The following is a 24,127-nucleotide window of genomic DNA, read 5'->3' as shown; positions in this document are numbered from 1 at the left end:
ACCTTCGAGCGGCTTTCTGCAATGGTATTGCTTGGGGGAGACGACACGCATTTCAATGAAAAATGTCACCATCAAGCAGTTGCGCGCATTCGTTGCAGTCGCGGAATTAGGACGCTTTCGGCTCGCAACCGAGCATATCGGCGTGACGCAGTCCGCCATCAGCGTCTTGATCAAGGAACTTGAGTCACAATTGGGCGTGATGCTGTTTGATCGGCATACGCGCATGGTCGGGTTGACCTATGCGGGAGAGATATTCCTGCCGCTGGCCCGCCGGGCCATCGAACAGGTCGACAATGCCATCAACACGATGGATGACATTGCGTCGCTTCGAACCGGCAAGGTTACGATCGCTGCGGCCATCGTACTTGCTTCGTCGCTTCTGCCCGACGTGATTGCACGCTTCAAGAAAGAGCATCCGCTGGTCAAGGTGTCGCTGCTGGACTTGCCGGAGAACCGTATTCGCGATCTCGTTGCGGACGGTTCCGTCGACATCGGTGTCGCCACCAGCCGTCCGATCGAAGAAAAGGTGCGCGAGCACCATCTCTTCTACGACCGTTTTGCGGTGTTCTTTGCAAAGGGCCATCCGTTCGAATCCGGCACGCAGGTTCGCTGGATCGACATGGAGGGGCAAGATCTCGTAGGCTTTCCCCCCGACAGTCCGATCCAGAAGATGGTTGATCGCGTGCTGGGTGAGAACGAAATTTCCGTAAACCGGCTCTTTGCCGTCAATTCTCATCGACGATGCTGTCCCTGGTCGATCGGGGTCTCGGGGTGTGCATTGCTCCAGAGAACTCTCACTCGCTGTCGGCCTCGACACTGACCGAGGTGCGCCCCCTGGTAGAGCCGCAACTAGATCGGGAGGTGGTCACCCTGACCTTGCGCGAGCGGACCCCGAGCACGCCGGTGCGCAGCTTCCTCGACATGCTGATTGCAAGCGCGGCGAAGCAATATCCGAAGGTATCGAAACCCGCATTGACGGTGGCGACGGCAAGGTCGGCGGGTTGACGCGCAAAGTGACCCACGGGTGTCGAAGAGGCTGAGCAATCGGCTCCGGCTCGGCATCATGGCGATCATCGCTGCGGTACCGACGACAACGCCACACAGAACCGCACCACCATCGCTCGGCGCTTTCCAATAAAAAAGCCGCGCCAACGATTCAGTCGCGCAAGGAGCGGCTCCAAGCCGCCGGCCGGGAAGCCCCCGTGTCAGCCGTCGAGGGCAACCCCAGCCGGTGCTACGTCAATGCCTGGATCTAGTGAACGACCTCGCTTTCGGAGGCGGCCATCGTCGCCCCGATGTTGCGTTCACGCCGCAGCACAAACCGTCTGATGACCACGTAGAAGACGGGCGTCAGGATCAATCCGAACACCGTAACGCCAAGCATGCCGGCGAACACTGCGATGCCCATGGCATGGCGCATCTCGGCGCCAGCGCCGGTTGCGATGACCAGAGGCACGACGCCGGCAATGAAGGCGAGCGACGTCATCAGGATCGGCCTCAGGCGCAGGCGCGCGGCTTCGAGCACCGCCGCCAGAGAATCGCTGCCTTTCTTTTCCTCCTCATGGGCGAACTCGACGATGAGGATCGCGTTCTTGGCCGCAAGCCCGACAAGGACGACAAACGCGATCTGCGTGAAGATGTTGTTGTCGCCGTTCGAGAGCCAAACCCCTCCGATTGCCGAGAGCACTGCCAGCGGCGCGATGAGCAGGACAGCAAACGGCAGGGACCAGCTGTTGTACTGTGCCGCCAGGATCAGGAACGCCAACAGGACCGCGAGCGGGAACACGATCATGGCCGTGTTGCCTGCCTGTTTTTCCTGGAAGACCAGGTCGGTCCATTCGAACGCCATGCCGGCCGGCAGCGTCTCGCGCAATATCCGCTCCATTGCCGCCGTCGCCTGCCCGGACGAATAGCCCTGTGCCGGACCTCCCGTGATGTCGACCGAGGGATATCCATTGTAGTGCATCACACGGTCGGGGCCCGAGCTGGTGGCGATGGTGGCAAGCGCCGCAAGCGGCACCATTTCGCCAGCGGCGTTGCGAACCTTCAGGCGTGCGATGTCATCCACCTCGGCGCGGAAGGGCGCATCGGCCTGCACGATGACGCGATAGGTGCGACCGAAGCGGTTGAAGTCGTTGGCGTAGAGCGAGCCGAGATTGACCTGCAGCGTCTCGAAGATCCCCGTCAGCGGAACACCTTGTGCCTTGGCCTTGACCCTATCGAGATCGACCTGGACCTGCGGGGCATTGACCTGAAAGCTCGCCATCATGCCGGCGAGTTCAGGTGCCGCGGCCGCCTTGGCCATGATCTCGCCCTGCACCTTGGCCAGGGCCTCGAGGCCCATGCCGGCGCGATCCTCGACCTGAAGCTTGAAGCCACCTGTCGTGCCTAGCCCGGGAACCGGCGGCGGCGGGAAGATGCCGACGAAGCCGTCGGGGATCTGGCTGTATTTGCCCATCAGGCGCCCGGCGATGGCGTTGGCTGAAAGCGACGGATCCTTGCGCTGATCGAAGGGGTCGAGCATGGCGAAGACCACGGCGGCGTTGGGCAGGTTGACGAAGCCGTTCACCGAGAGGCCGGGAAAGGCGACGATGCTTTCGACACCGGGCTCGGCCAGCGCAATCCTGGACATCTCCTTGACGACTGCTTCGGTACGATCGAGCGAGGCGCCAGAGGGCAACTGCGCGATGCCGACGAGGTAGTACTTGTCCTGCGCGGGCACGAAGCCGCTCGGGATACTTTGGAACCCGAGATACGTCGCGCCCAGCAGCCCCGCATAGATGACGAACACCACGCCGCTGATGCGGATTGCGCGGCGCGCGGTTCCGACATAGGCGTTCGACGCCCTGTCGAAGAAGCGGTTGAACAGCCGGAAGAACCTGCCGAACAGGAAGTCGATGCCGCGGGTCAGCCAATCGCGGCGGGCACCGCCATGGTGCGGTTTCAGCAGCATGGCAGCCAATGCCGGCGAAAGCGTCAGCGAGTTGATCGCCGAAAGCACCGTCGAGATGGCGATCGTGACCGCGAACTGGCGGTAGAACTCGCCCTGAAGGCCCGACAGGAATGCGGATGGAATGAAGACAGCGGCGAGGACGGACGTGATCGCGATGATCGGTGCGGTCACCTCGTCCATCGCCTTGCGGGCCGCTTCCTTCGGCGTTTCGCCAAGGCCGATGTGCCGTTCGACATTTTCGACCACAACGATGGCGTCGTCGACCACGATGCCGATCGACAGGACCAGGCCGAACAGCGACAAGGTGTTGAGCGAGAAACCCATGAGATACATCACCGCAAGCGTGCCGACGAGCGATATGGGCACGGCCACCAGCGGAATGATGGACGCACGCCACGTCTGCAGGAACAGGACGACGACGATGACGACCAGGACGATCGCTTCGAGCAGCGTCGTCATGACGGCGGCAAGCGACGCACGCACGAAGACGGTCGGATCGTAGGCAATACGGTATTCCAGGCCCTCCGGAAAACCTTGCTGCAACTGCTCCATCTCGGCGTGCACGGCGTTGGAGACGTCCAGCGCATTTGCGCCGGGCCGCTGGATGATCTGTATCGCGACGGCCGGCTCGCCGTCGAGCAGGCTGCGCAAAGCGTAGCCATCGGCGCCGAGACCAATCCGGGCAACATCGCGCAGGCGCACGATCTGCCCGTCATCGCCTGTCTTGATCACGATCTCACCGAACTGTTCCTCGCTGGACAGCCGCCCCAATGTACTGACCGTGACCTCGTAGCTGGCTGCCGCCGACGGCTGCTGGCCAACCGAGCCGGCTGCGACCTGGACGTTTTGTTCGCGAATGGCAGCGACGACATCGCTCGCGGTCATGCCGCGCGCGGCAACCTTGGCGGGGTCCAGCCAGACGCGCATGGCGTATTCGCCGGCGCCCCAGATGATGACGTCGCCTACCCCTGGCAGGCGGGCGAGCGTGTCGCGAATCTGGAGGGTAGCAAAATTGGAGATGTAGAGCGGATCGTAGCGTTTGTCAGGCGATACAAGGTGCACCACCATCAGGATGTCGGGCGACGTCTTTTGCGTGACGACGCCGATGCGCTGAACTTCTTCCGGCAGGCGTGGCAGCGCCCGCGACACGCGGTTCTGCACCTGGATTTGGGCCATATCCGGATCCGTGCCCTGCGCGAAGGTGACCGTGAGCGTCATCCGACCGTCGGTCGCGGCCTGCGAGCTCATATAGAGCATGCCTTCGACGCCGTTGATCGACTGCTCGAGCGGCGATGCGACCGTCTCGGCGATCACCTCGGGATTTGCGCCGGGATAGCTTGCGGTCACCTGCACGGTCGGCGGGGTGACGGACGGATATTCGCTCAGGGAAAGACGGAACAGCGCCATAGCGCCGGCAATCAGCATGAGAGCCGACAGCACGATCGCAAAGATCGGGCGGTTGATAAAAAAGTGCGGCAGGCTCATCGACGTGCCTCCTGCGTGTCGCCGTCGGCAGCGCCGTCGACCGAACGCTGATCGGGCGCCATCGCGATCCGATTCGGTGTAACCTGCATGCCGGGCCGGACAAGCCCCTTGATGATGACCGTGTCGCCGGGGTTGAGGCCGCTTGCAACAACGCGCAGTCCCTCGTTCATCGCGCCCAGTTCGACCGGCCGGTATTCGACCATATCGCCAGCGCCCAGCACCAGGACGTAGCGGCGTCCCTGATCGGTCCCGACTGCCTGATCGTCGATGAGAACGGTTTCTTGGGGCGCGCTGGTCGCAAGTTTCACCCGCGCGAACAGGCCAGGTGTCAGCCGGCCGTCGGGATTGGCCAGCACCGCTCGGGCGCGGATCGTACCGGTGCCACGATCGAGACGATTTCCGAGGAAGTCCAAGCTACCCGAATGCGGGTAGCCGTTCTCGGTGGCGAGCCCGACTTCCACCGGGAACGAGGTGCCCTTGCGCCCGGCGGCGGCGGGGCGGGCTTGGCCCAGAAAGTTCAGATAAGTCGCTTCATCGATATCGAAATAGACATGGGCAGGGTCGACCGACACGATCGTGGTGAGCAATGTCGCGGCGCCTCCGGATGCGCCGGTGACGAGGTTTCCTTCTGTCACAAGTACCCTGTCGACGCGTCCGGCGATCGGGGCGGTCACGCGGGAATAGGAAAGGTCGAGGCTGGCTGCTGCATTTGCGGCCTTTGCCTCAAGCACCTGCGCTTGCCGCTCCTGCCTCCCGGACACGTCGTCATCATAGGTCTTGCTGGCGATGGCTCCACTCGGGAGCAGCCGCTGCGATCGATCGAGGTCGGTCTCGGCCTGGGAGAGCAGAACCTCGGCCCGTTGCAATTGCGCTTCCGCATTCTGGAGTGCAACCTCAAACGGGCGAGGGTCGATCTGGAAGAGCAACTGGCCGCGCTCGACGAGCCCACCTTCGGGAACGCTGACCGTTTCGATTGCCCCGCCGACACGGGAGCGGAGTTCGACGGTCTTGGCGGCTGCGACGACGCCGGTAAACTCGGACGACGGCGCAAGCACGCGGGTGATGACTTCCGCCACCGGCACCTGTGGAGGCGGGGGTGTTGGCGCGGTCTGGTTCGCCTCGCCGGACGCCATAGCCTGCCTGACATAGGCTGGCACGCCATCGGTATAGGAGAACCATGCAGCGCCACTCAACGCCGCTGCGGCCACCAGTAATATTCTAGTCTTCCCAGTCATTTGAAACGATCCCGTCGACAAAAATGCGACGTCTGTGACGACGCCGCTTGATGATTTTCGGCGAAGCTAGAGTTTCCAGTTACAGGAAGGTCAACCGTCTTCTGTTGCTGCAGCCAATTTGCATGCATCGCCGCAGAAAACCTCCGATCGGCAACGAATCAACCGCGCTCACATCCTCATGAGAGATGGCCAGATGCCCATGCACGAGGGTGCTAACCGCCGATTTGCAAAGAGGTTTCTACCCGGCAAAGCCATCAGACACAGCTGTCCATCGACCCGCTTGACTTTCCAGTAACTGGAAAGCGCAGCCTTCAACAACGGCTCGAAAAGCCGCCACCAGGAAGGAGACGGAAATGCCCTGCTGATACTCGAACATGGCTAGCGGCCAGTCCGCAGGCCCGCATCGCCGGTCATCGGACCGAAGTCAGATTTTTACGAAAAACACTGGCGTGGACGATCCAGGCATCAGCGATGCCAGGAGCGCCCCTCCATTGTCCAAAATAGAAGGCACACCTAAAATGAAGACCATCCTCCTCATCGCTTCGCCTCTCTTTTTCCTTGCGGGCGCAGCACTGGCATCGTCCAGTGGCGGCGTCGTAGCCAAATACAATCACGACGTGCGTGTCATCACGCTCGAGAACGGCAGAAGCTACACTGTGCCGCGCGACGTCGCCTTGCCCCCGCTCCAGGCCGGCGACAACGTGTCGATTCAACTGAACGACGAAGGAGACCGCGTGACTGCCGTGCTGAAGTAGTCGACTCGCACGTCCACGACGACAAGCGCCACGGGACCTCCGACCCGTGGCGTATCGTTCGCCGAGGTTCCATTCCGCTTTCACCGGGTGAGCTTCCCGATGCTCGTAGCGCGCATAGACGGCGGGTCATGTGAGTTCTCGTCGAAGCGCGACTTTGCAGCGACCCGGAAGTTAGCCTGATCGCTTCGGTGCCGTCATCATCTTTTGCCGGAACACTTCAGACGGTGTCTTGAAGCCGAGGCATTTGCGCGGCGTGGTATTGAGCTGGTCGCAAATGCCTTTCAGGTCGCTGTCGTTGACCGACAGCGGATCGAGGTCGCGCGGCAGCCATTTGCGGGCACGGCGATTGGTGTTTTCGACCGATCCTTTCTGCCACGGCGACTGTGGATCACAAAACCAGGTTTGCACGCCGAGCCCGGCCTGCAGATACGGCCAGTCGGTGAACTCGGTGCCACGATCGAAGGTGATCGAACGGCGTGCTGTATGGGGAAGGGCGCTCAAGGTAGCGATCAGCCCGTCCATGATCGGCTTCGATTGCCGGTCGTTGTTGCGCAGGAACACCGTGAAGCGGCTGACCCGTTCGACCAATGAGGTGACGTTGGCCTTGCCGAACTTCTTGCGGAACTGGAGCAGGTCGCATTCCCAGTGGCCAAGCTGCTTTCGCTCTCGGACGATGTCAGGACGGTGCAGAATGCTGAGTTCCGGGCTGAAACGTCGGCCATGACGCCGCCGGGCATGGCGAGGCCGGCGACGCGCCCGACGCTCGGGCAGATAGTGCCATAGCTTCATCTCCTGACCGTCGCTGGAATAGGCAAAGCGGTAGATTGTCTCGTGACAGACCCGCGTCGGGCTTCTCTCGAGTTGCAGTCGGCCAGCAATCTGCTCTGGTGACCAGCCATGCTTGATCCGCTCGACGATCGCCGATCGCAGGCGCGGAAACCGCATCAGCTTGCGATATCGGCTGCGGCGCTCTTTGGCCTTGCTGTCGGCGGCGACACAGAAGTAGCCGGTCAGATCCGGCATCTCCGCGTCCTCGAAGACATTCCTGCGCAGCTCACGGAAAATCGTCGAACGATGCCGGCCAAGTTTCTCGGCGATCACATCGACACTGACCCCGGCCTGGCGCCAGCGGGCGATCTTGCGCCGCTCATCGAGATCAATCTGCGAGTAGGTCCGTTTCATCTGCGGTTCCTTGCGTGCGATAAGCCATTGGTATCGCTGCAAAGTCGCAGTTCAAGGTAGAACCCACCCCTTGTGGGCTCGATTCTTGCCGAAATTCATCTTGTCGGCCGCTCAATTGCCCGCATTCGAGTTTGACATCGAGATCAGCATGCTAGGCTCGTATCAATTTTAGTTTCAGCCGATATTTCGATTAACCATCTGATTAACAATGATTTTTATCTACATCATCAAATTTCAAAAGGGCGAACTCCGGTCAAGCCCGCCTCAGATATTAACCATTCGTTAACCATTTCCTCGCTACACCGAAGCAACCGAAAATTAACCAAGATGACCGAAGTGTTAACTCAACCCCGGCCGATCCGCCTCAAGGGGCGATCCTTCCTTGCGCTCGCGCTTACCCCGGAACTCCCTTTCGAGGACTGGCTGGCGCGCCTCGACGATTTGGCCGCCCGCTCGGCCGGATTTTTCCTGCGACGCCCGATCGTCCTCGACGTGGGCGGGCTACCCATCGATCGCTTGCAGATTCGCGAACTCGTCGACCAACTCGGCAGACGCAATGTGCGGATCATGGGCATTGAAGGCGCGATGCCCTCATTGCTCGGCTCGGACATGCCACCGGCGATGAGCGACGGACGCCCGGCCTCGGACTTCGAAGCGCCGGTTGCGCATGAGGACGACGAAGCCGGCCCCACCCAACACGTCGTGCCTTCCGACCCGCAGCCGGCCAAGGCCACGCCTTCGATCGTCGTTACCCAGCCGGTGCGCTCGGGGCAGTCGCTCTTCTTCCCCGAAGGCGATGTGACCATTGTCGGATCGGTTGCATCCGGCGCCGAGGTCGTTGCCGGCGGATCGATCCACATCTACGGCACGCTGCGGGGTCGTGCGATGGCCGGCACGACGGGCAACGCCTCCGCGCGCATCTTTTGCAGCAAGCTGGAAGCCGAACTCATCGCCATCGACGGCTTCTACAAAACGGCCGAGGACATGGAGCCCAATCTGCGCGGGAAGGCCGTCCAGATCTGGCTCGAAGGCGACGCAATCAAGGCGGCAACCCTCGGCTGAGCCGAAGGCGTGCCCAATCGAATAAACAGGAGAGAGGTCTATGGGCAAAGTGGTCGTGGTCACTTCGGGTAAAGGCGGCGTCGGCAAGACGACGTCTTCCGCCGCACTGGGCGCGGCCCTCGCGCAAAGCGGCGACAAGGTCGTGGTCGTGGACTTCGACGTCGGCCTTCGCAATCTCGACCTCGTCATGGGCGCCGAAAGACGGGTGGTCTACGACCTCGTCAACGTGATCCAGGGCGAAGCCAAGCTGGCGCAAGCGCTGATCCGCGACAAGCGGCTGGAGACGCTCTACCTGCTGGCGGCCTCGCAGACGCGCGACAAGGACAACCTCACGCCGGAAGGTGTCGAGAAGGTCATCGCCGCTCTGAAGAAGACTTTCGACTGGGTCATCTGCGACAGCCCGGCTGGCATCGAGCGCGGCGCAACGCTGGCCATGCGCCATGCGGACGTGGCCATCGTCGTGACCAATCCGGAGGTTTCTTCGGTGCGCGATTCCGATCGCATCATCGGCCTGCTCGATTCCAAGACGCTCAAGGCCGAGAATGGCGAGCGCATGGAGAAGCACCTGCTTCTCACCCGCTACGACCCGGCTCGCGCAGAGCGCGGCGACATGCTGAAGGTCGACGACGTCCTCGAGATCCTGTCGATCCCGCTGCTCGGCATCATACCGGAAAGCATGGACGTGCTGCGCGCATCCAATGTCGGCTCCCCCGTCACCCTGGCGGATGGCCGCAGCGCGCCGGCGGTCGCCTATTTCAATGCCGCGCGCCGGCTCAAGGGCGAGGACCTGCCAGTTACCATTCCGGGCGAAAAGCGGGGTTTCTTCGGCAAGATCTTCGGAAGGAAAGCGGCATGAAATTCTTCCAGCTCTTTTCCCGCCCCCAGTCGGCCCCCGCCGCGCGCGAGCGCCTGCAGGTGCTGCTGGCCCATGAGCGTGCTTCGGCAGGCGATTCGGACCTCGTTGCCAAATTGCGCGACGAAATCCTGCGCGCTATCTCCAAGCACATGCAGATCGACGACGACAAAGTCAGCGTCAAGATGGAGCGCGGCGCCAAGGTCTCGACGCTCGCCGTCGACATCGAGATCCCGTTCGACGCAGGCAAGAAGGCGGCCTGACGGCCGCCACCCGCCAGCTCGCCGTACGTCCCGCAGGGTTCGTTTGGGATGCTCTCAACGACCACTCCCTGCCAGCAAAGGAGGGAAATCATGACCCGACTCGCACTTCTGGAAAGGCTGAAGGAGGTCCAGCAGATGCCCAAGCATCAGGGACGCGACATCACCACCATCAGCGCAGTCCTTTCGAATCAGGCGCTGGCCAGGCATTTGGAACTCTGCGAGGAAGCCGCGGGCGCCACGCCGCGGTTCGCAGCAAAAGCCGGCAGTGCGGCCGGGCAGCCGCACACCGGCAGGGATTGAAGCGACCGCCCTATTGGCATGTCGCGTGCGGCGCAGGCCCGCCAACCAAATCCGGTCGGATCGGCGCCGCTGGGGCGTTCAGGCTCCCAGACTGTAAAGCGCCGATGTCGCGGCCCCACCCAGCACCAGAACGCCAAGCGTCGGGAAGCGTGGGATCCAGATCAGGATCGCTGTCGACGTGATCGCGATCGCTGTTGCCAAAAGGCCGCCGCCCGAAAGTGAGCGGGCCCCAAGCCCAGCAGTCATCATTCAGCTGGCAGCGCTAGTTCTCCCACTGACGAGCGCCGTCCAGTAGCGAACGCCATGGATGATCGCGTCGTCGTTGAAATCATAGGCGGGATTGTGAAGCCCGGCCGAATCGCCGTTGCCCAGCCAAATGATCGCCCCAGGTCGCTTCTCGAGCATGTAGGAGAAGTCCTCGGCGCCCATCGTGCACTGGCAGTTGCCGTTGACCTTGTCCGCGCCGGCAACGTCGGAAGCGACCGAAATCGCGGCCTTCGTCATCTCCGGATCGTTGACGGTGACCGGATAGCCGGGCCGCCAGTCGATTTCCGCCCGAGCCTCGAAGAGGCGCGCGGTGTTGGCGACGATGTCCCTGAAGCGCTGCTCGACGGCCTTACGCGTCTTGGCGTCGATCGTCCTGATCGTGCCGCCGACGACGGCCTGCTCCGGGATGACGTTCAGTGCCGCCGCACTGCCGCCGGCGAGATAGGTCACCGAGACCACGACGGGGTCGAAGGGATCCACGTTGCGCGAGGCGATCGACTGCAGCGCCGTCACCAGATGCGCGCTTATCAGGATAGGGTCGCGCGATTCATGCGGCGAAGCGGCATGCGAGCCCTTGCCGTTCAGCGTGACCACGAAGCGGTCTGCCGCTGCCAGCATCGGACCCGGCCGAATGGCGAAGGAACCGACAGGCAGGCCCGGCTCGTTGTGCATGCCGAACACCTCCTCGATGCCGAAACGTTCGAGCAGCCCCTCTTCGAGCATCACGCGCCCGCCGGCGCCGCCCTCCTCGGCCGGCTGGAAAATGAGCACGGCCGTGCCGGCGAAATCCCTCGTCGAGGCAAGGTGACGCGCAGCGCCGAGCAGCATCGCCGTGTGGCCGTCATGGCCGCACGCATGCATCTTGCCCGGTGTCTTGGAAGCATGGGCCAGATTGGTCTGTTCGGCTATCGGCAGCGCGTCCATGTCGGCCCGTAGGCCGATGGTGCGGCCGGCACCCAGCTTTCCCTTCACCACCGCGACGACGCCCGACGTGGCAATGCCGGTAACGACCTCGTCACAGCCGAACGACCTCAGCTTGTCGGCGACGAAGGCCGACGTCGCAGGCAGGTCGAACAAGAGCTCGGGATGCTGGTGGAGGTGGCGGCGCCACTGCCCGGCTTCTTCCGCAATCGTCTCGATTGTCTCTTGTGCTGGCATGTCTTCCTCTTTCAGGTGGCTGGATCTGGAAGTGTCGGCGCGACGGTCAGTCCACCCGTGCCTCCCGTTCACGTCTTCGACGCCCTAGGACGAAACGCTTGCCTTCACAAGACGCCAGTGCCACAGACGGGCAAAGCCAACAATGACGGTCCGCCATGCCTGTGATTGAACAGATCGCCCAGTTCGCCGACGATCTCACCGCGATACGCCAGGATTTCCATCAGCATCCTGAACTCGGATTCGAGGAGCATCGCACCTCCCAACGGGTGGCGGAACTGCTTGAAAGCTGGGGCGTCACCGTCGAGCGCAGCATCGGCGGAACCGGCCTGGTCGGCGTCATCGAGGGTATCAGGCCGGGGCGCAGCATTGGCTTGCGCGCCGACATGGATGCCCTGCCGATGGATGAACTGACCAACCTGCCCTATGCGTCGAAGAACCCCGGCGTGTTTCATGGCTGCGGTCACGATGGCCACACCACCATGCTGCTCGGCGCCGCGCGCTATCTCGCCGGCAATCGCGATTTCGCAGGTCGTGCCGTGCTGATCTTCCAGCCGGCGGAGGAAGGCCTTGGCGGCGCGAGGGCCATGCTGCGGGACGGCCTGTTCGACCGCTTCCCCTGCGACGAGCTCTACGGTATGCACAATTCTCCCTACCAGGGGCACTCCCAGCTGACGATCCGGCCGGGCAAGGCACAGGCCGGCGCCAGCTTCTTCGACATCACCCTGCATGGCCGCGGCAGCCACGGGGCCATGCCCCAGGCAAGCCGCGATCCGATCACCATCGGCTCAGGTCTGGTGAAGGAGATGCAAGAGATCGTCTCGCGCAACACCGACCCGACGCATCCCGCCGTCGTTTCGGTCACGCAGTTCCATGCCGGCTCCGCCTACAACGTCATCCCGGAAACTGCGGTACTTCGCGGCACCTTCCGCTATTTCGACGACGCCGACGGCGTGATGATCGAAAACCGCATTCGCAAGCTCTGCGCCGGCTTCGCGCTCGCCCACGAAATCGAGATTGTGGCCGACATCCGCAACATCTTCGATGTCCTTTCGAACGATCCGGAGCGGGTGGGCAACCTCATCGAGGTGGCCCAGGAGATCGTCGGCGACAAGGCACAGCCGAACGCAGAACTGACGATGGGATCGGAGGACATGGCCGATCTCCTGCGCGTGGTTCCGGGTGCTTTCTTCAATCTGGGGCATGGCGGAACCGTTCCGCTGCACAATTCCGGATTCATTTTCGACGACACGATCCTGCCCGTCGGCGCCAGCCTTCTCGCCCGGCTCGTCGAGGTGCGCGGCGCCGCCTGAGGCGACTGCGCCCAATAAAATCAATTTCTTGATCTGAGGACTTCGCTCGATCCCGGCATCACTGCCGGGATTGGCGGGGCATTGCCTTTGCGATCCCCGATGCCGCCTGTCCGGTGGCATCGGGAAGTCGGCTCATTTTTTAACTTGACCGAATGAACAGACGAGAGCATTGGTTGCATAAAGTGGAACCTGAGTTCCATTTAATGGAACGACTCGGAGGAGCAATGTCGGTCCTGAACAACGCCGCGGATGTGCTGAGGTGCTTCGGCAACGACTGTCCCGACCTCACGGTCTCGGACGTCGTGAGGCTGCTCGGCATGCCGAAGGCCAATGCGTCGCGCCTGTTGAAGGCGATGCGCGAAGCGAACATGCTGGAGACGATCGGCGACAGCCACCGGCATCGCCCTGGCCGCCTGATGCTCGACCTTGCCGCGGCCTACCGTCGTTCCTCGCTACTGATCGGCCGCGCCAGCGAAGTGGTCGCCGAAGCCAGTACCACCTTTGGCCATACCGGATACATCTCCGTGCGCGACGGCAAGGAAGTGACTGCCGTGGCCGACTTCCAGGGCACCAACGCACTGCGCGTCGTCAGCAACATCGGCCGGCGCCTGCCTGCCCATCTCAGCGCTACCGGCCGCTCGCTGCTGGCGCGACTTGGCGACGAGGCAGTCCATGCACTCTACACCGGACATGGCGTGCTGGCCGATCTCACCGAACAGCTCTCGAAGGTACGGCACCAAGGCTTCGCCTATTCGAGCCAGGAGGCGACACCTGGGGTGGACGCCATCGCGATATCGGTCGCCGACCCCCGCACCGACGAAGCCGTCAGCCTCTGCATCGTTTACCCCCACGCACTCGTGGACATCAAAGGCCGCGACGAGATGATCGCTGCCCTCGCCAAAGGTGCGGCCCGCATTGCCGAGGACCTTGGCGACAGCGCCTTCGTCGCACCCCGGATCTGAAGAAAAGGACATCATGTAATGAGTGATCTGCCCAACCGCTGGCGCGTCGGGTTCGACATTGGTGGGACCTTCACCGACTTCGTGCTTTATGACAGCCAGAACCACTCCGTAACGCTTCACAAGCGCCTGACCACGCCTCACGACCCCTCCCAGGCCGCACTTCTTGGCCTGCAAGAGCTGCTTGCCCTGCAGAACATCACGCACCGGGATGTCGGCGAGATCGTTCACGGCACCACGCTGGTCACCAACGCCGTCATCGAGCGCAAGGGCGCGCCGGTCGGCCTCATCACGACGCGCGGTTTCCGCGACCTGCTCGAGATGGGAACCGAACAGCGCTACGACATCTACGACCTTTTCGTTTCCTTCCCCGATCCCATGGTCAGACGCGACCTGCGCCTCGAAGTCGATGAGCGCATGACGGCCGGCGGCGACGTGGAGACGCCCCTCGACGAAGCGCAGGTTCTGCTGGCAGCGAAATCGCTGGTCGCGCAGGGCTGCGAGGCCATCGCGATTGCCTTCATCCATTCCTACGCAAACACCGCGAATGAACGCCGCGCCGCCGACATCATCCGCGCCGCCTTCCCTGATCTCTCGATCTCGATGTCGAGCGAGGTCGTGGCGGAAATGGGCGAATACCAGCGCACGGTCACGACCTGCGCCAATGCCTTCGTGCAGCCTTTGATGCACCGCTATCTCACCAAGCTGGAGAAGTCGCTGCGCAGCGCAGGCTTCACGGGCTCGCTGCGGCTCATGCATTCCGCCGGCGGACTCATGTCCCTGGAAACCGCGCGAGACTTCCCGATCCGCCTGCTGGAAAGCGGCCCTGCGGGCGGCGGGCTCGCCACCGCGCTGTTCGGCCACGCAGCCGGGCTTTCCGACGTGATTTCCTTCGACATGGGCGGCACGACCGCCAAGGCCTGCATGATCGAGAACGGCCGCGCCGAAATCTCGCCGATGATGGAAGCCGCGCGCGTCCACCGCTTCGTCAAGGGCTCGGGGCTGCCGATCAAGGCGCCAGTGATCGAAATGATCGAGATCGGCGCCGGCGGCGGCTCGATCGCCGCCATCGACGACGTCGGCCTCTTGAAGGTAGGCCCTCATTCCGCGAGCTCCGACCCGGGCCCGGCCTGCTACGGCATGGGCGGAAAGCAGCCGACGGTTACCGACGCCAACCTCACGCTTGGCTACTACGATCCCAACTTCTTCCTCGGCGGTCGCATGAAGCTTGACCTCGAGGCCGCCCGTGCAGCCATTGCGCGCGTGGCAGAGCCCCTGAACCTGACCATCGAAGAAGCTGCCCTCGGCATCCACAAGGTGGTCGTCGAGAGCATGGCCTCGGCCGCGCGCGTGCACCTGGTCGAGCGCGGCAAGGATCCGCGCGAATATTCCATGGTCGGTTTCGGCGGCGCCGGTCCGGCCCATGCGGTCGACGTGGCGCGCGCCATGGGCATCAGCTCCGTCCTGATCCCGCCGGCATCGGGTGCTGCATCGGCGCTCGGTTTCCTTGCAGCGCCCTTGTCCTTCGAAGGCGTGCGGTCGCTACGCGTCGAGCTGAAATCAGGTTTTGATGCGGAAGCCGCCAATGGCGTGCTGACGGGCCTCGAAGACGAGGGACGTCACCAGCTTACCCGTTCGGGCATCGCGGCAGCCGATATCGTGGTCGAGCGCAGCGCCGACATGCGCCTTGTCGGGCAGATGCACGACATCAGCGTGCCGCTCCCCAACACCACGCTCGGCGAAGCCGACCTGCCCTCCATTCGCGAAGCATTCGTTCGTGCCTATTCCGCCCGCTATGCCGAGCCTTTCGAGGGCGCGCGCTTCGAATCCGTCAACTTCCGCGTTCGCGTCGCCGGCCCCACGCCGCAGCTTTCGCTCACCGGCGCCACGGGCGGCGGCGACACGGCTGCCCTTATCAAGGGCCATCGCCTCTGCTGGTTCGACGAAGGCGAGTTCGAGACTGCGGTCTACGACCGCTACGCGCTGCGAACCGGCGACACGATCCCCGGCCCGGCAATCATCGAGGAGCGGGAATCCACCACCGTCGTCGGCCCGTCGGATAGCGTGACGATCGACGCCAGCCAGAATCTTTGCGTGCAGGTCGGCGCGCTCAAGGCCGCCGATGCGTTCGTCACTGCTGACATGACGAGGGCAGAAGCGGTTGCCCGCATCAAGGCGGACCCTATCGGCCTCGAGATCATGTGGTCGCGCCTCGTCAACGTCGTCGAGGAAATGTGGCTCACCGTGTGCCGGACCGCATTCTCGCTGGTCATCGCCGAGGCGCAGGACTTTGCCTGCGAACTGCTCGACAAGGACGGCGAAACACTGGCCCACAGCCCGCGCGCGATGCCGGTCTTCAACCTGACGCTTCCCCGCGCGGTCAAGGCGCTGCTGGCACGCTACCCCGCCGAGACGCTCAAGCCCGGCGACGTGCTGATCACCAACGACCCGTGGCTGTGCGCCGGTCATCTGTTCGACATCGCCATCGTCACACCGGCCTTCCGCAATGGCAAGCTGGTGGGCCTGATGGGCACTGTCGGCCACGTCTCGGATATCGGCGGCACCAAGGACTCGCTCCATGCCCGCGAGATCTACGAGGAAGGCCTGCAGATACCGCCGATGAAGATCTTCGAGGAGGGCAAGCCGAACGAGACGCTGATCCAGCTCATTCGCCAGAACGTCCGCAACGGCGACCAGGTCCTGGGCGACATCTTCTCCTTCGTCGCAGCCAACAAGCTCGGCGCGGAACGTCTCGACGCCTTCATGCACGACTATGGCATGCATGACCTGGGCGCGTTGGCCGAGGTCGTGCAGGGCTTGTCGGAAAAAGCCATGCGCGACGCCATCCGGGCGTTGCCCGACGGCGACTACCGCTCGGTCATCACCAACAACCCGCTCGGCGAAAAGATCACCTACCCGGTTCTGGTGAAGGTCGAAGGCGACAGCATCACCGTCGATTTCGACGGTGCCCCGCCGCAGCTGCCGCAGGGTGGCCTGAACTCGACGCTGAACTACACGGCGGCCCACGCGACCTATCCGCTGAAGTGCATGCTGACGCCGACGGTGCGCGGCAATGCCGGGTGCTATCGCCCGTTCACCGTGAGTGCGCCGGAAGGGTCAATCCTCAACCCGACCTATCCGGCAGCGGTGAACCTGCGCACGCGCACCGGCTGGTATCTCGCGCCGAACATCTTCGCGGCACTCGCCTCGGCCTCGCCGGAAATGGTCCAGTCCTTCACCGGACTTGCCGTGGCCGCAAATGTCTACGGCCAGACCAAGGACGGGCAGTTCTACTCGGACATGCTCTTCTGCGGTGGCGGTCAGGGTGGCTCCGAGCGCGGCGACGGCCATTCCTCTCTGCTCTGGCCGACATCGGCGGCCAACACCTCCATCGAGCTGATGGAAAGCCGCGTGCCGGTTCTGGTAATGGAGAAGGCATTCCTTCCCGACAGCGGCGGCTCCGGCAAGATGCGAGGCGGACTCGGTCAGGTCTTGCGCTTCCGCAAGCGTGACGAGGACGGCCTGGAGATGCTCGTATCCGTCTACCCAGAAGGCGTCGACAATCCGATCGATGGCCTGTTCGGCGGACAGGCCGGCGGCGGGGCGCGCGGACGCGTTCTCTCCACGGATGGCCGCGTGCTGCGCGATTGCGGCACGGGCGAGCTGGTTTCACTGCACCGCACCGACCAGGTGGTGGAACTCGTCCTTGCCGGGGGCTCCGGTTACGGCAATTCGGCGGAACGCGATCCCGCGGCGATCACCCGTGATCTCGCACTTGGTTTCGTGACGCCGGACCATGTGGCGCTCAACTACCGCAAGGAGCCCGGAACTCCCGGTTCCGCCGCGCTTCAGGACAACAAGGCCTGGGCGTAAGTCCGAGCCCTACAAGGCGGCGCCCGGCCGATCAGGCGCCGCCCCATTTTGCAATGACGACCAGACATCCGACATGGAGCAATGCAATGACTGACCATTTCAATATCTCGCGGCGCGGCCTGCTGGCCCTGGCCGGCGTTGGCCTCGCCACCACCGTTTTCCCCCGCGCACTCTTCGCGCAGTCGGGCGGCGTCCTGATCATCGCCGCCGGCCAGGACATCCCCAATTTCGATCCGCACACCGCGACCGGCTATTCGGCGTCCTTCTTCATGCGCAACGTTTACGACCCGCTGGTGCGCATCTCGGGCAATCCGCCCGTGCCCACTCCGGGAATTGCGGAGAGCTGGACGGTCAGCCCCGACGGAACGGAATACACCTTCGTCCTGAACAAGGCCGCGAAGTTCCATTCCGGCAATGCCGTGACGGCCGACGACGTCGTCTATTCCTTCGGCCGCGCGCTCAAGCTGGCCAAGGGCAATTCGTGGATGATCCGCGATATCGTCTCCGCCGAAGGCGTGACGGCGGCCGACGCCGGCACGGTGAAGTTCAAGCTCGCAACGCCGTTCGCACCGTTCCTGCAGGTCCTGCCGTGGATCTTCATCGTCGAGAAGGCGGTGGTCGAAGCCAATCTCGGCAGCGACTCCGGCGAAACCTATCTGATGACCAATACTGCCGGTTCGGGTCCGTTCGCAGTCGCCCGCTTCGAGGTCGGCACGCTCTACCAACTGGCCCGTGCACCCGAGGCGTGGCAGGCCGGCGGCGGCAATCTCGAAGGCGTCATCTGGCAGATCGCGCGTGAAACCGCGACGCAACGGCTGTTGATCCAGCGCGGCGAAGCCCATCTCGCGACCGATCTTACCAGCGAGGACATGGACGCCCTGAAGGATGCGCCCGGCGTTGTCAGCATCATCGAGCCGGAATACCGTACCTTCTCGATCAAGATGAACACGCAGCAGGGTCCCTGTGCCGACATCAACCTGCGCAAGGCGATCTCCTATGCCACGAACTATCAGGCGGTGCTCGATGCAGCGGGTTATGCCGACCTGATGACCGGCCCGCTACCGAACGGCATCCTCGGCTTCAATCCTGATCTCGTCGCCTATCGTACCGATCTCGCCAAGGCGAAGGAGTACATGGCGAAGTCGGCAAAGCCGGAAGGCGGCTTCAAGCTCAAGATGTACCACGTCTCGGGCCTCGAGCAGCAGCGCCGCTGGGCGCTCATCATGCTCGACAGCCTCAAGCAGCTGAACATCGACCTTGAGATCGTGCCCATGAACTGGCCCGACATGGTGACCGCCTGCAAGTCGCCCGAAACCTTCCCGGACCTGTTCCCGGTCTACCAGACGGCGAACTACGGCGACCCGGACAACATCGCCTATGCAGCCTACCACTCGTCGCGCAACGGCGCCTGGCAAAACGCCGTCTACAACAACCCGGAAGTCGATGCCCTGATCGAAGCCGGGCGCAAGGAGATCGATCCGGCCAAGCGCGTAGCGATCTACGGCGAGTTCCAGAAGAAGGTTGTCGACGACGCGCCCGACGTCTTCGGCGTGGTGGAACGCCGCAAGCTTGCCATGCGTGACGCCGTCAAGGGCTACAGCTTCACCCCGGTCGCTTCCAACGCGATCGAGGCGTGGGGCCTGTCGCTCGGCTAAGTCGACTCTTTGGCGGGCCTCCGGGCCCGCCAAAGCCCCAAACAGAGGACATCGGCAATGCTGCGTTTCATCCTGCGGCGACTCCTGCTGCTCATACCGGTCATCATCGGGCTGACGATCATCATGTTCGCCATCGCTCGGCTTCTCCCGGGTGATCCGGTGGCGCTCGCCGCGGGTCCGAACGCGACCCAGGCCGAGATCGCGGCGCTGGCCGTGGAATACGGCCTCGATAAGCCGGTCTGGACGCAGTATGCCACCTATGTGTCGGGCCTCGCCCATGGCGACTTCGGCACGTCGCTCCTCACCCGACGCCCCGTCGCAACCGACATTGCCGCCTACCTTCCCGCCACGCTCGAACTCGTTTTCGCTGCGATGATCATCGCCGTGGCAGTCGGCATTCCGCTCGGCCTCGTCACCGCCGTGTGGCGCAACCGCTGGCCGGACTATCTTGCCCAGGTCGGCGCGATCGGCGCGATTTCCATGCCGCGCTTCTTTCTCGGGCTGCTCCTGCAGCTCTGCTTTGCCATGTGGCTGATGTGGCTGCCGCTCGGCGGCCGCCTGCCGATCGTCGTCATCCCCCCGCCCAGCGTGACCGGATTCCTGACGATCGACTCGTTGATCGCGGGCAACTGGACGGCTTTCGTCATGTCGCTGCGCCACCTCGCGCTTCCGGCCATCGCCATGTCGCTCTCGCCGCTTGCCACCATCATGCGAATGATGCGCTCCTCGACGATCGAGGTGATGCAGCAGGACTATGTGATGACCGCCCGCGCACTCGGCCTGCCATCCAGGAAGATCATCACCAAATACGTCGCCCGCAACGCGGTCTCGGCGACGCTGACCGTAATCGGACTGTATTTCGGCTGGCTGCTTGGCGGCACGGTGCTGGTCGAGACCGTGTTCGACTGGCCCGGCCTCGGGCTCTACGCCACCAAGGCCATCGTTTCGCAGGACATGATGCCGGTGATCGGCGTGGCACTGGTCATCGGCCTGCTCTTCGTCTTCGCCAATCTCATCATCGACGTGCTCTACGGCGTCATCAACCCCAAGGTCCGCTACTCATGACCACGATGGAGCAGAACACCGCGGACGATCCTGGCACGCCTCGCCGCGACAGGCTGCGCCGTGCCTTCTTCCGCTTTTCGCAGAGCAAGCTGTCGATGCTCGGCGCGGCCATGGTCGCGGCGGTGATCTTCTTCACCATTTTCGGCACCGTGCTCGCCCCCTATCCCGCCCACGTCGCAGGCGGCGTCGATACCGCCTCGCGCTTCTTGGCGCCATCGGCGGCCCATCCCTTCGGCACCAACGAGCTGGGCCAGGACGTGCTGTCGCTGGTCATGGCCGGCACCAGCGTGTCGGTGCTGGCGGGCCTCGGCGTTGTGCTGATCGGCTCGGCCATCGGCACGCTCGTCGGCGCCATCGCCGGCTTCGCCCGCGGCTGGGTCGACGAAGTGCTGATGCGGCTGACCGACCTCACGCTGACCATACCCGGGCTGATCCTTGCCATGGCCATCGCCGCGGCCCTCGGGGCGGGCTTCGGCAACATGGTCATCGCCATCGCCCTGTCGTGGTGGCCCGGCTATGCGCGGCTGGTACGCGGCGAGGTGCTGGCGGCGCGCGAGGAAGTCTATGTCACCGCGGCCCGCGCGCTCGGCGCCACGCCGAAGCGTATCCTGTTCCGTCATATCCTGCCCAACGTCGTGTCGCCGATCATCGTCAAGATGTCCCTCGACATGGGCTTCGCCATCCTCACCGTGGCGGGCCTCGGCTTCATCGGCATCGGCGTCCGCCCGCCCACGCCCGAATGGGGCACGCTGCTTTCGGTCTCGCGCTCCTACATGCCCGACTACTGGTGGACGGCCATGGCCCCGGGCATGGCGATGTTCCTGGCGGTATTCGGCTTCAATCTTCTCGGTGACGGCCTGCGCGACGTGCTCGATCCGAAAGCGAGGCGCTAAGATGACCGCACCTCTGCTTTCGATCCGCAACCTCCACCTCAAGATGTCGAGTTTCGACGGCCGGGCGCATGTCCTGAACGGCATCAACCTGACCGTGAACCGAGGCGAGATCTGGGGCCTCGTCGGGGAAAGCGGCTGCGGGAAATCGCTGACCGGCCTGTCGATTTCGCGCCTGCAGCCGACGCCGCCGGCGCACTACGTCGCAGGTGAGATCCTGCTCGAGGGGCAGGACCTTCTCAAGCTCAGCCAGGCCCAGATGCAGCGCCTGCGCGGCAAGCGCATCGGGATGATCTTCCAGGACCCGACGACCAATCTGAACCCGGCCTTCCGCATCGGCGAACAACTCGTCGACGTGGCGCTGGCCGCGGCGGAGCATGATGCTGGCGTACTCGATTGCCCGCCCAATGCCGGCCGGCGGGCGCGCCGCATCGCCGCGCGCAAGCTGGCCGGCGACATGCTGGCACGTGTCGGCATTCCCAATGCGCAGGCGAGGCTCGACAGCTATCCGCACCAGTTCTCCGGCGGCATGCGCCAGCGCGTGCTGATCGCCATGGCCCTGATCGGCCGGCCTGACCTCCTCATCGCCGACGAACCGACGACGGCACTCGATGTCTCGGTCCAGGCCCAGATCCTCGAACTCATCAAGAACAGCGTCAACGACTTCGACATGGGCGTCGTGCTGATCACCCACAATCTCGGCGTCGTCGCCCAGACATGCAGCCATGTCGCGGTGATGTATGCTGGAAACATCGTCGAAAGCGGCCCGGTCGCGGCGGTGATCGGCAGTCCCGTTCATCCCTATACGCGCGCGCTGATGTCGGCGATCCCGACCCGGGAAACCAAGCGCGGCATGCTGCGCGGGCTGGCGGGTTCGGTGCCGAACCTCATCGTGCCGCCGCCGGGCTGCCGTTTTGCCCCGCGCTGCCAGTTTGCCTTGCCCGCCTGCAGCGCGGCCATGCCGGCGGCAGTTCCCGTCGGCGACGACCACGCCGCCGCCTGCATCCGCGTGGCCGAGATGGAGACGCTTGTCCATGGCTGAGATCATGCTTGAAATCGACAACGTCTCTAAGATCTACCCCGGCCGTCGCGGCATTTTTGGTGCATCGCCAGAAGTCCATGCTTTGAAGAACGTCTCGCTCACCGTGCGCAAGGGTGAAAGCTTCGGTCTCGTCGGTGAAAGCGGTTCGGGAAAGACGACGCTCACCCGCTCCATCCTGCATCTTGAAACGCCGACCTCGGGCAGCATCCGTGTGCAGGGCCAGGATTTGGGCAAGCTCTCCGATGTCGAATTGCGGCGGCTGCGCGCGCGCGTCCAGATCGTATTCCAGGATCCCTATGCCTCGCTCAATCCGCGCATGTCGGTGCACGACATCGTGACCGAGCCGCTGCTGATCCACCACGAAACGCTTGGCCTGACCCGCAAGCAGCGCAGCGACCGCGCCGCCGAGCTGCTCTCGCTCGTCGGCATGGGCCCGCAGCATCTTCACCGCTATCCGCATGAATTCTCCGGCGGCCAGCGCCAGCGCATCTGCATCGCGCGTGCGCTTGCCTCCGGGCCGGAGCTCCTGCTCCTGGATGAGCCGACTTCCGCGCTCGACGTGTCGGTACAGGCGCAGGTCCTCAACCTGCTGTGCGACCTGCAGGATCGCCTCGGGCTGACCTATTTCTTCATCAGCCACGATCTGGCAGTGGTGCGTTACCTCTGCGACCGCGTGGCGCTGATCAATCGCGGTGAAATCGTCGAACAAGGCGATTGCGCCGACATTTTCGACGCCCCAAAAAGCGACTATGCCCGCATGCTGATCGGCGCGATGCCGGAGGTGAAAGTACCGGCAAACACCGGCCGCGGCGGCTAGCTAGCGCGGACGGGCGACGTCGTTGGTGCCCTCAGCGTCCGGTGCCAGGCCGTAGCTCATGCGGCGCATCTGTTCGATGACGCGCGCCATCTCGTCGTCGGGCAGGACCGGCGGCTCGCCGAGGGTGAGCGCCTGGACATAGATGCGCGACAGTGTCTCCACCTCGATCGCCAGCCACAGCGCATGTTCGAGATTGGTGCCGAGCGAGATCTGGCCGTGCTGGCCGAGAAGGCAGGCGAGCCGGTCCTTGAGCGCGACCAGCGCATTGTCGGACAATGCCTGGGTGCCGAACGTCGCGTAGGTGGCGCAGCGGATGGTTGTGCCGCCGGCAACGCCGGTCATGTAGTGGAAGGAAGGAATGGCCTTGTGATGGCAGGCGAGCGTCGTCGCATAGACCGAGTGGCAATGAAGCACGACGCTGATGTCCTCGCGTGCCTTCAGGATATCTCGGTGGAACCGCCACTCCGAAGACGGGCGGCGACCGACGTAGGTGCCGTCGAAATCCATCTCGACAATGTCGTCGGGGCCCATGATGTCGTAGGGCATGCCCGACGGCGTGATCAAGAAGCCTTTGCTTGAGCGCACCGACAGATTGCCAGCCGTGCCCTGGTTGATGCCGCTCGAATTCATGCGCCGGCAGATCGACACCATTTCGTCGCGCAATGCCTTGTCAGTCATGGTCTACTCCAGATGAAAAACCTTGCGCAGCGGCACGACCAGAGGCTCGTTGCGGTCGTTGTACTGCATGATGTCGGCCATGAAGTCCCACCAGCGGCGGTTGACCTCGGTTTGCGGTAGCCTGTCCATGCTGTGGTCGTCGGTGCGGACCAGGGTCGCGAACAGGTGATTGGTCTCGGGATCGAGCCAGATCGTGTAGTCCGACACCCCCGCTTCGCGAAGAGCGGTGCTGAGCTCCGGCCAGATCTCGTCGTGCCGCCTCTTGTACTCGGCGGCCTGGCCCGGGTTGAGGACCATGCGGAAGGCGATGCGCTCTGGCATGTCT

At 63.7% G+C, this 24,127-nt stretch carries 21 protein-coding genes; 15 read left to right on the top strand and 6 right to left on the bottom strand.

All coding sequences use genetic code 11. The features are described 5' to 3' along the window. The first annotated feature begins 55 nt into the window (after window positions 1-55). Both CO731_RS27600 and CO731_RS27595 read left to right on the top strand, forming a co-directional pair. A complete protein-coding gene (locus CO731_RS27600) occupies window positions 56-820 on the top strand; it encodes a LysR family transcriptional regulator (RefSeq protein WP_159091751.1) in 765 nt (254 codons plus the stop codon). After that, window positions 742-1,005, top strand: coding sequence for a LysR substrate-binding domain-containing protein (locus CO731_RS27595; RefSeq protein WP_108610295.1), 264 nt, complete (start codon window positions 742-744; stop codon window positions 1,003-1,005). The genes CO731_RS27600 and CO731_RS27595 overlap by 79 nt, the downstream gene beginning before the upstream one ends. Window positions 1,006-1,252: 247 nt before the next feature. On the opposite strand, the gene CO731_RS27590 is transcribed toward CO731_RS27595, so the two are convergent. Then, window positions 1,253-4,438 carry an efflux RND transporter permease subunit gene (locus CO731_RS27590; RefSeq protein WP_108610294.1) on the bottom strand — a complete coding sequence of 1,062 codons (3,186 nt, stop codon included), beginning with the start codon at window positions 4,436-4,438 and terminating at the stop codon, window positions 1,253-1,255. Beyond that, on the bottom strand, window positions 4,435-5,673 hold the full coding sequence (locus CO731_RS27585; protein ID WP_108610293.1) for an efflux RND transporter periplasmic adaptor subunit: 1,239 nt from the start codon (window positions 5,671-5,673) through the stop codon (window positions 4,435-4,437). The genes CO731_RS27590 and CO731_RS27585 overlap by 4 nt, the downstream gene beginning before the upstream one ends. Window positions 5,674-6,191: 518 nt before the next feature. On the opposite strand from CO731_RS27585, the gene CO731_RS27580 reads away from it, so the two are divergent. Beyond that, complete coding sequence (locus tag CO731_RS27580) at window positions 6,192-6,428, top strand: DUF1344 domain-containing protein (RefSeq protein WP_108610292.1); 237 nt, start codon at window positions 6,192-6,194, stop codon at window positions 6,426-6,428. Window positions 6,429-6,599: 171 nt separating this feature from the next. On the opposite strand, the gene CO731_RS27575 is transcribed toward CO731_RS27580, so the two are convergent. Next, window positions 6,600-7,610: an IS30 family transposase gene (locus tag CO731_RS27575; protein ID WP_108610291.1), complete on the bottom strand. Its 1,011-nt coding sequence runs from the start codon at window positions 7,608-7,610 to the stop codon at window positions 6,600-6,602. Between the two features lie 327 nt (window positions 7,611-7,937). On the opposite strand from CO731_RS27575, the gene minC reads away from it, so the two are divergent. The 4 genes from minC (at window position 7,938) to CO731_RS27555 (ending at window position 10,088) form a co-directional block, all read left to right on the top strand. Next, on the top strand, window positions 7,938-8,672 hold the full coding sequence (minC, locus tag CO731_RS27570) for a septum site-determining protein MinC (RefSeq protein ID WP_108610290.1): 735 nt from the start codon (window positions 7,938-7,940) through the stop codon (window positions 8,670-8,672). A gap of 40 nt (window positions 8,673-8,712) precedes the next feature. Beyond that, a complete protein-coding gene (gene minD / locus CO731_RS27565) occupies window positions 8,713-9,528 on the top strand; it encodes a septum site-determining protein MinD (protein ID WP_108610289.1) in 816 nt (271 codons plus the stop codon). Continuing rightward, window positions 9,525-9,788: a cell division topological specificity factor MinE gene (minE, locus tag CO731_RS27560; RefSeq protein WP_108610288.1), complete on the top strand. Its 264-nt coding sequence runs from the start codon at window positions 9,525-9,527 to the stop codon at window positions 9,786-9,788. The genes minD and minE overlap by 4 nt, the downstream gene beginning before the upstream one ends. Before the next feature lie 90 nt (window positions 9,789-9,878). Further along, entirely contained in the window at window positions 9,879-10,088 is a 210-nt protein-coding gene (locus CO731_RS27555; RefSeq protein WP_108610287.1) for a hypothetical protein, read from the top strand. A gap of 249 nt (window positions 10,089-10,337) precedes the next feature. On the opposite strand, the gene CO731_RS27550 is transcribed toward CO731_RS27555, so the two are convergent. Then, window positions 10,338-11,513 carry a M20 aminoacylase family protein gene (locus CO731_RS27550; protein WP_108610286.1) on the bottom strand — a complete coding sequence of 392 codons (1,176 nt, stop codon included), beginning with the start codon at window positions 11,511-11,513 and terminating at the stop codon, window positions 10,338-10,340. A gap of 155 nt (window positions 11,514-11,668) precedes the next feature. On the opposite strand from CO731_RS27550, the gene CO731_RS27545 reads away from it, so the two are divergent. The 8 genes from CO731_RS27545 (at window position 11,669) to CO731_RS27510 (ending at window position 23,124) form a co-directional block, all read left to right on the top strand. After that, complete coding sequence (locus tag CO731_RS27545) at window positions 11,669-12,823, top strand: M20 aminoacylase family protein (RefSeq protein WP_108610285.1); 1,155 nt, start codon at window positions 11,669-11,671, stop codon at window positions 12,821-12,823. A gap of 224 nt (window positions 12,824-13,047) precedes the next feature. Beyond that, window positions 13,048-13,785 carry an IclR family transcriptional regulator gene (locus CO731_RS27540; protein WP_108610284.1) on the top strand — a complete coding sequence of 246 codons (738 nt, stop codon included), beginning with the start codon at window positions 13,048-13,050 and terminating at the stop codon, window positions 13,783-13,785. A gap of 18 nt (window positions 13,786-13,803) precedes the next feature. Further along, complete coding sequence (locus CO731_RS27535) at window positions 13,804-17,655, top strand: hydantoinase B/oxoprolinase family protein (RefSeq protein ID WP_108610283.1); 3,852 nt, start codon at window positions 13,804-13,806, stop codon at window positions 17,653-17,655. A gap of 86 nt (window positions 17,656-17,741) precedes the next feature. Further along, window positions 17,742-19,310 (top strand): ABC transporter substrate-binding protein, encoded by a 1,569-nt coding sequence (locus tag CO731_RS27530; RefSeq protein WP_108610282.1) that lies wholly within the window; start codon window positions 17,742-17,744, stop codon window positions 19,308-19,310. A gap of 57 nt (window positions 19,311-19,367) precedes the next feature. After that, entirely contained in the window at window positions 19,368-20,375 is a 1,008-nt protein-coding gene (locus CO731_RS27525) for an ABC transporter permease (RefSeq protein WP_108610281.1), read from the top strand. Continuing rightward, on the top strand, window positions 20,372-21,268 hold the full coding sequence (locus CO731_RS27520; protein WP_108610280.1) for an ABC transporter permease: 897 nt from the start codon (window positions 20,372-20,374) through the stop codon (window positions 21,266-21,268). The genes CO731_RS27525 and CO731_RS27520 overlap by 4 nt, the downstream gene beginning before the upstream one ends. 1 nt (window position 21,269) lies before the next feature. After that, a complete protein-coding gene (locus CO731_RS27515) occupies window positions 21,270-22,307 on the top strand; it encodes an ABC transporter ATP-binding protein (RefSeq protein WP_108610279.1) in 1,038 nt (345 codons plus the stop codon). Continuing rightward, on the top strand, window positions 22,300-23,124 hold the full coding sequence (locus CO731_RS27510; RefSeq protein ID WP_108610278.1) for an ATP-binding cassette domain-containing protein: 825 nt from the start codon (window positions 22,300-22,302) through the stop codon (window positions 23,122-23,124). Before CO731_RS27515 ends, CO731_RS27510 begins: the two co-directional genes overlap by 8 nt. On the opposite strand, the gene CO731_RS27505 is transcribed toward CO731_RS27510, so the two are convergent. Both CO731_RS27505 and rhaM read right to left on the bottom strand, forming a co-directional pair. Beyond that, window positions 23,125-23,802: a class II aldolase/adducin family protein gene (locus tag CO731_RS27505; RefSeq protein WP_108610277.1), complete on the bottom strand. Its 678-nt coding sequence runs from the start codon at window positions 23,800-23,802 to the stop codon at window positions 23,125-23,127. A gap of 3 nt (window positions 23,803-23,805) precedes the next feature. Beyond that, a complete protein-coding gene (gene rhaM / locus CO731_RS27500) occupies window positions 23,806-24,123 on the bottom strand; it encodes an L-rhamnose mutarotase (protein ID WP_108610276.1) in 318 nt (105 codons plus the stop codon). Between the last annotated feature and the right edge of the window lie 4 nt (window positions 24,124-24,127).

Origin of the sequence: Aminobacter sp. MSH1, assembly GCF_003071665.1 — a bacterium.
GTDB lineage: Bacteria > Pseudomonadota > Alphaproteobacteria > Rhizobiales > Rhizobiaceae > Aminobacter > Aminobacter niigataensis.
This window is presented reverse-complemented; position numbering and strand designations above follow the sequence as displayed.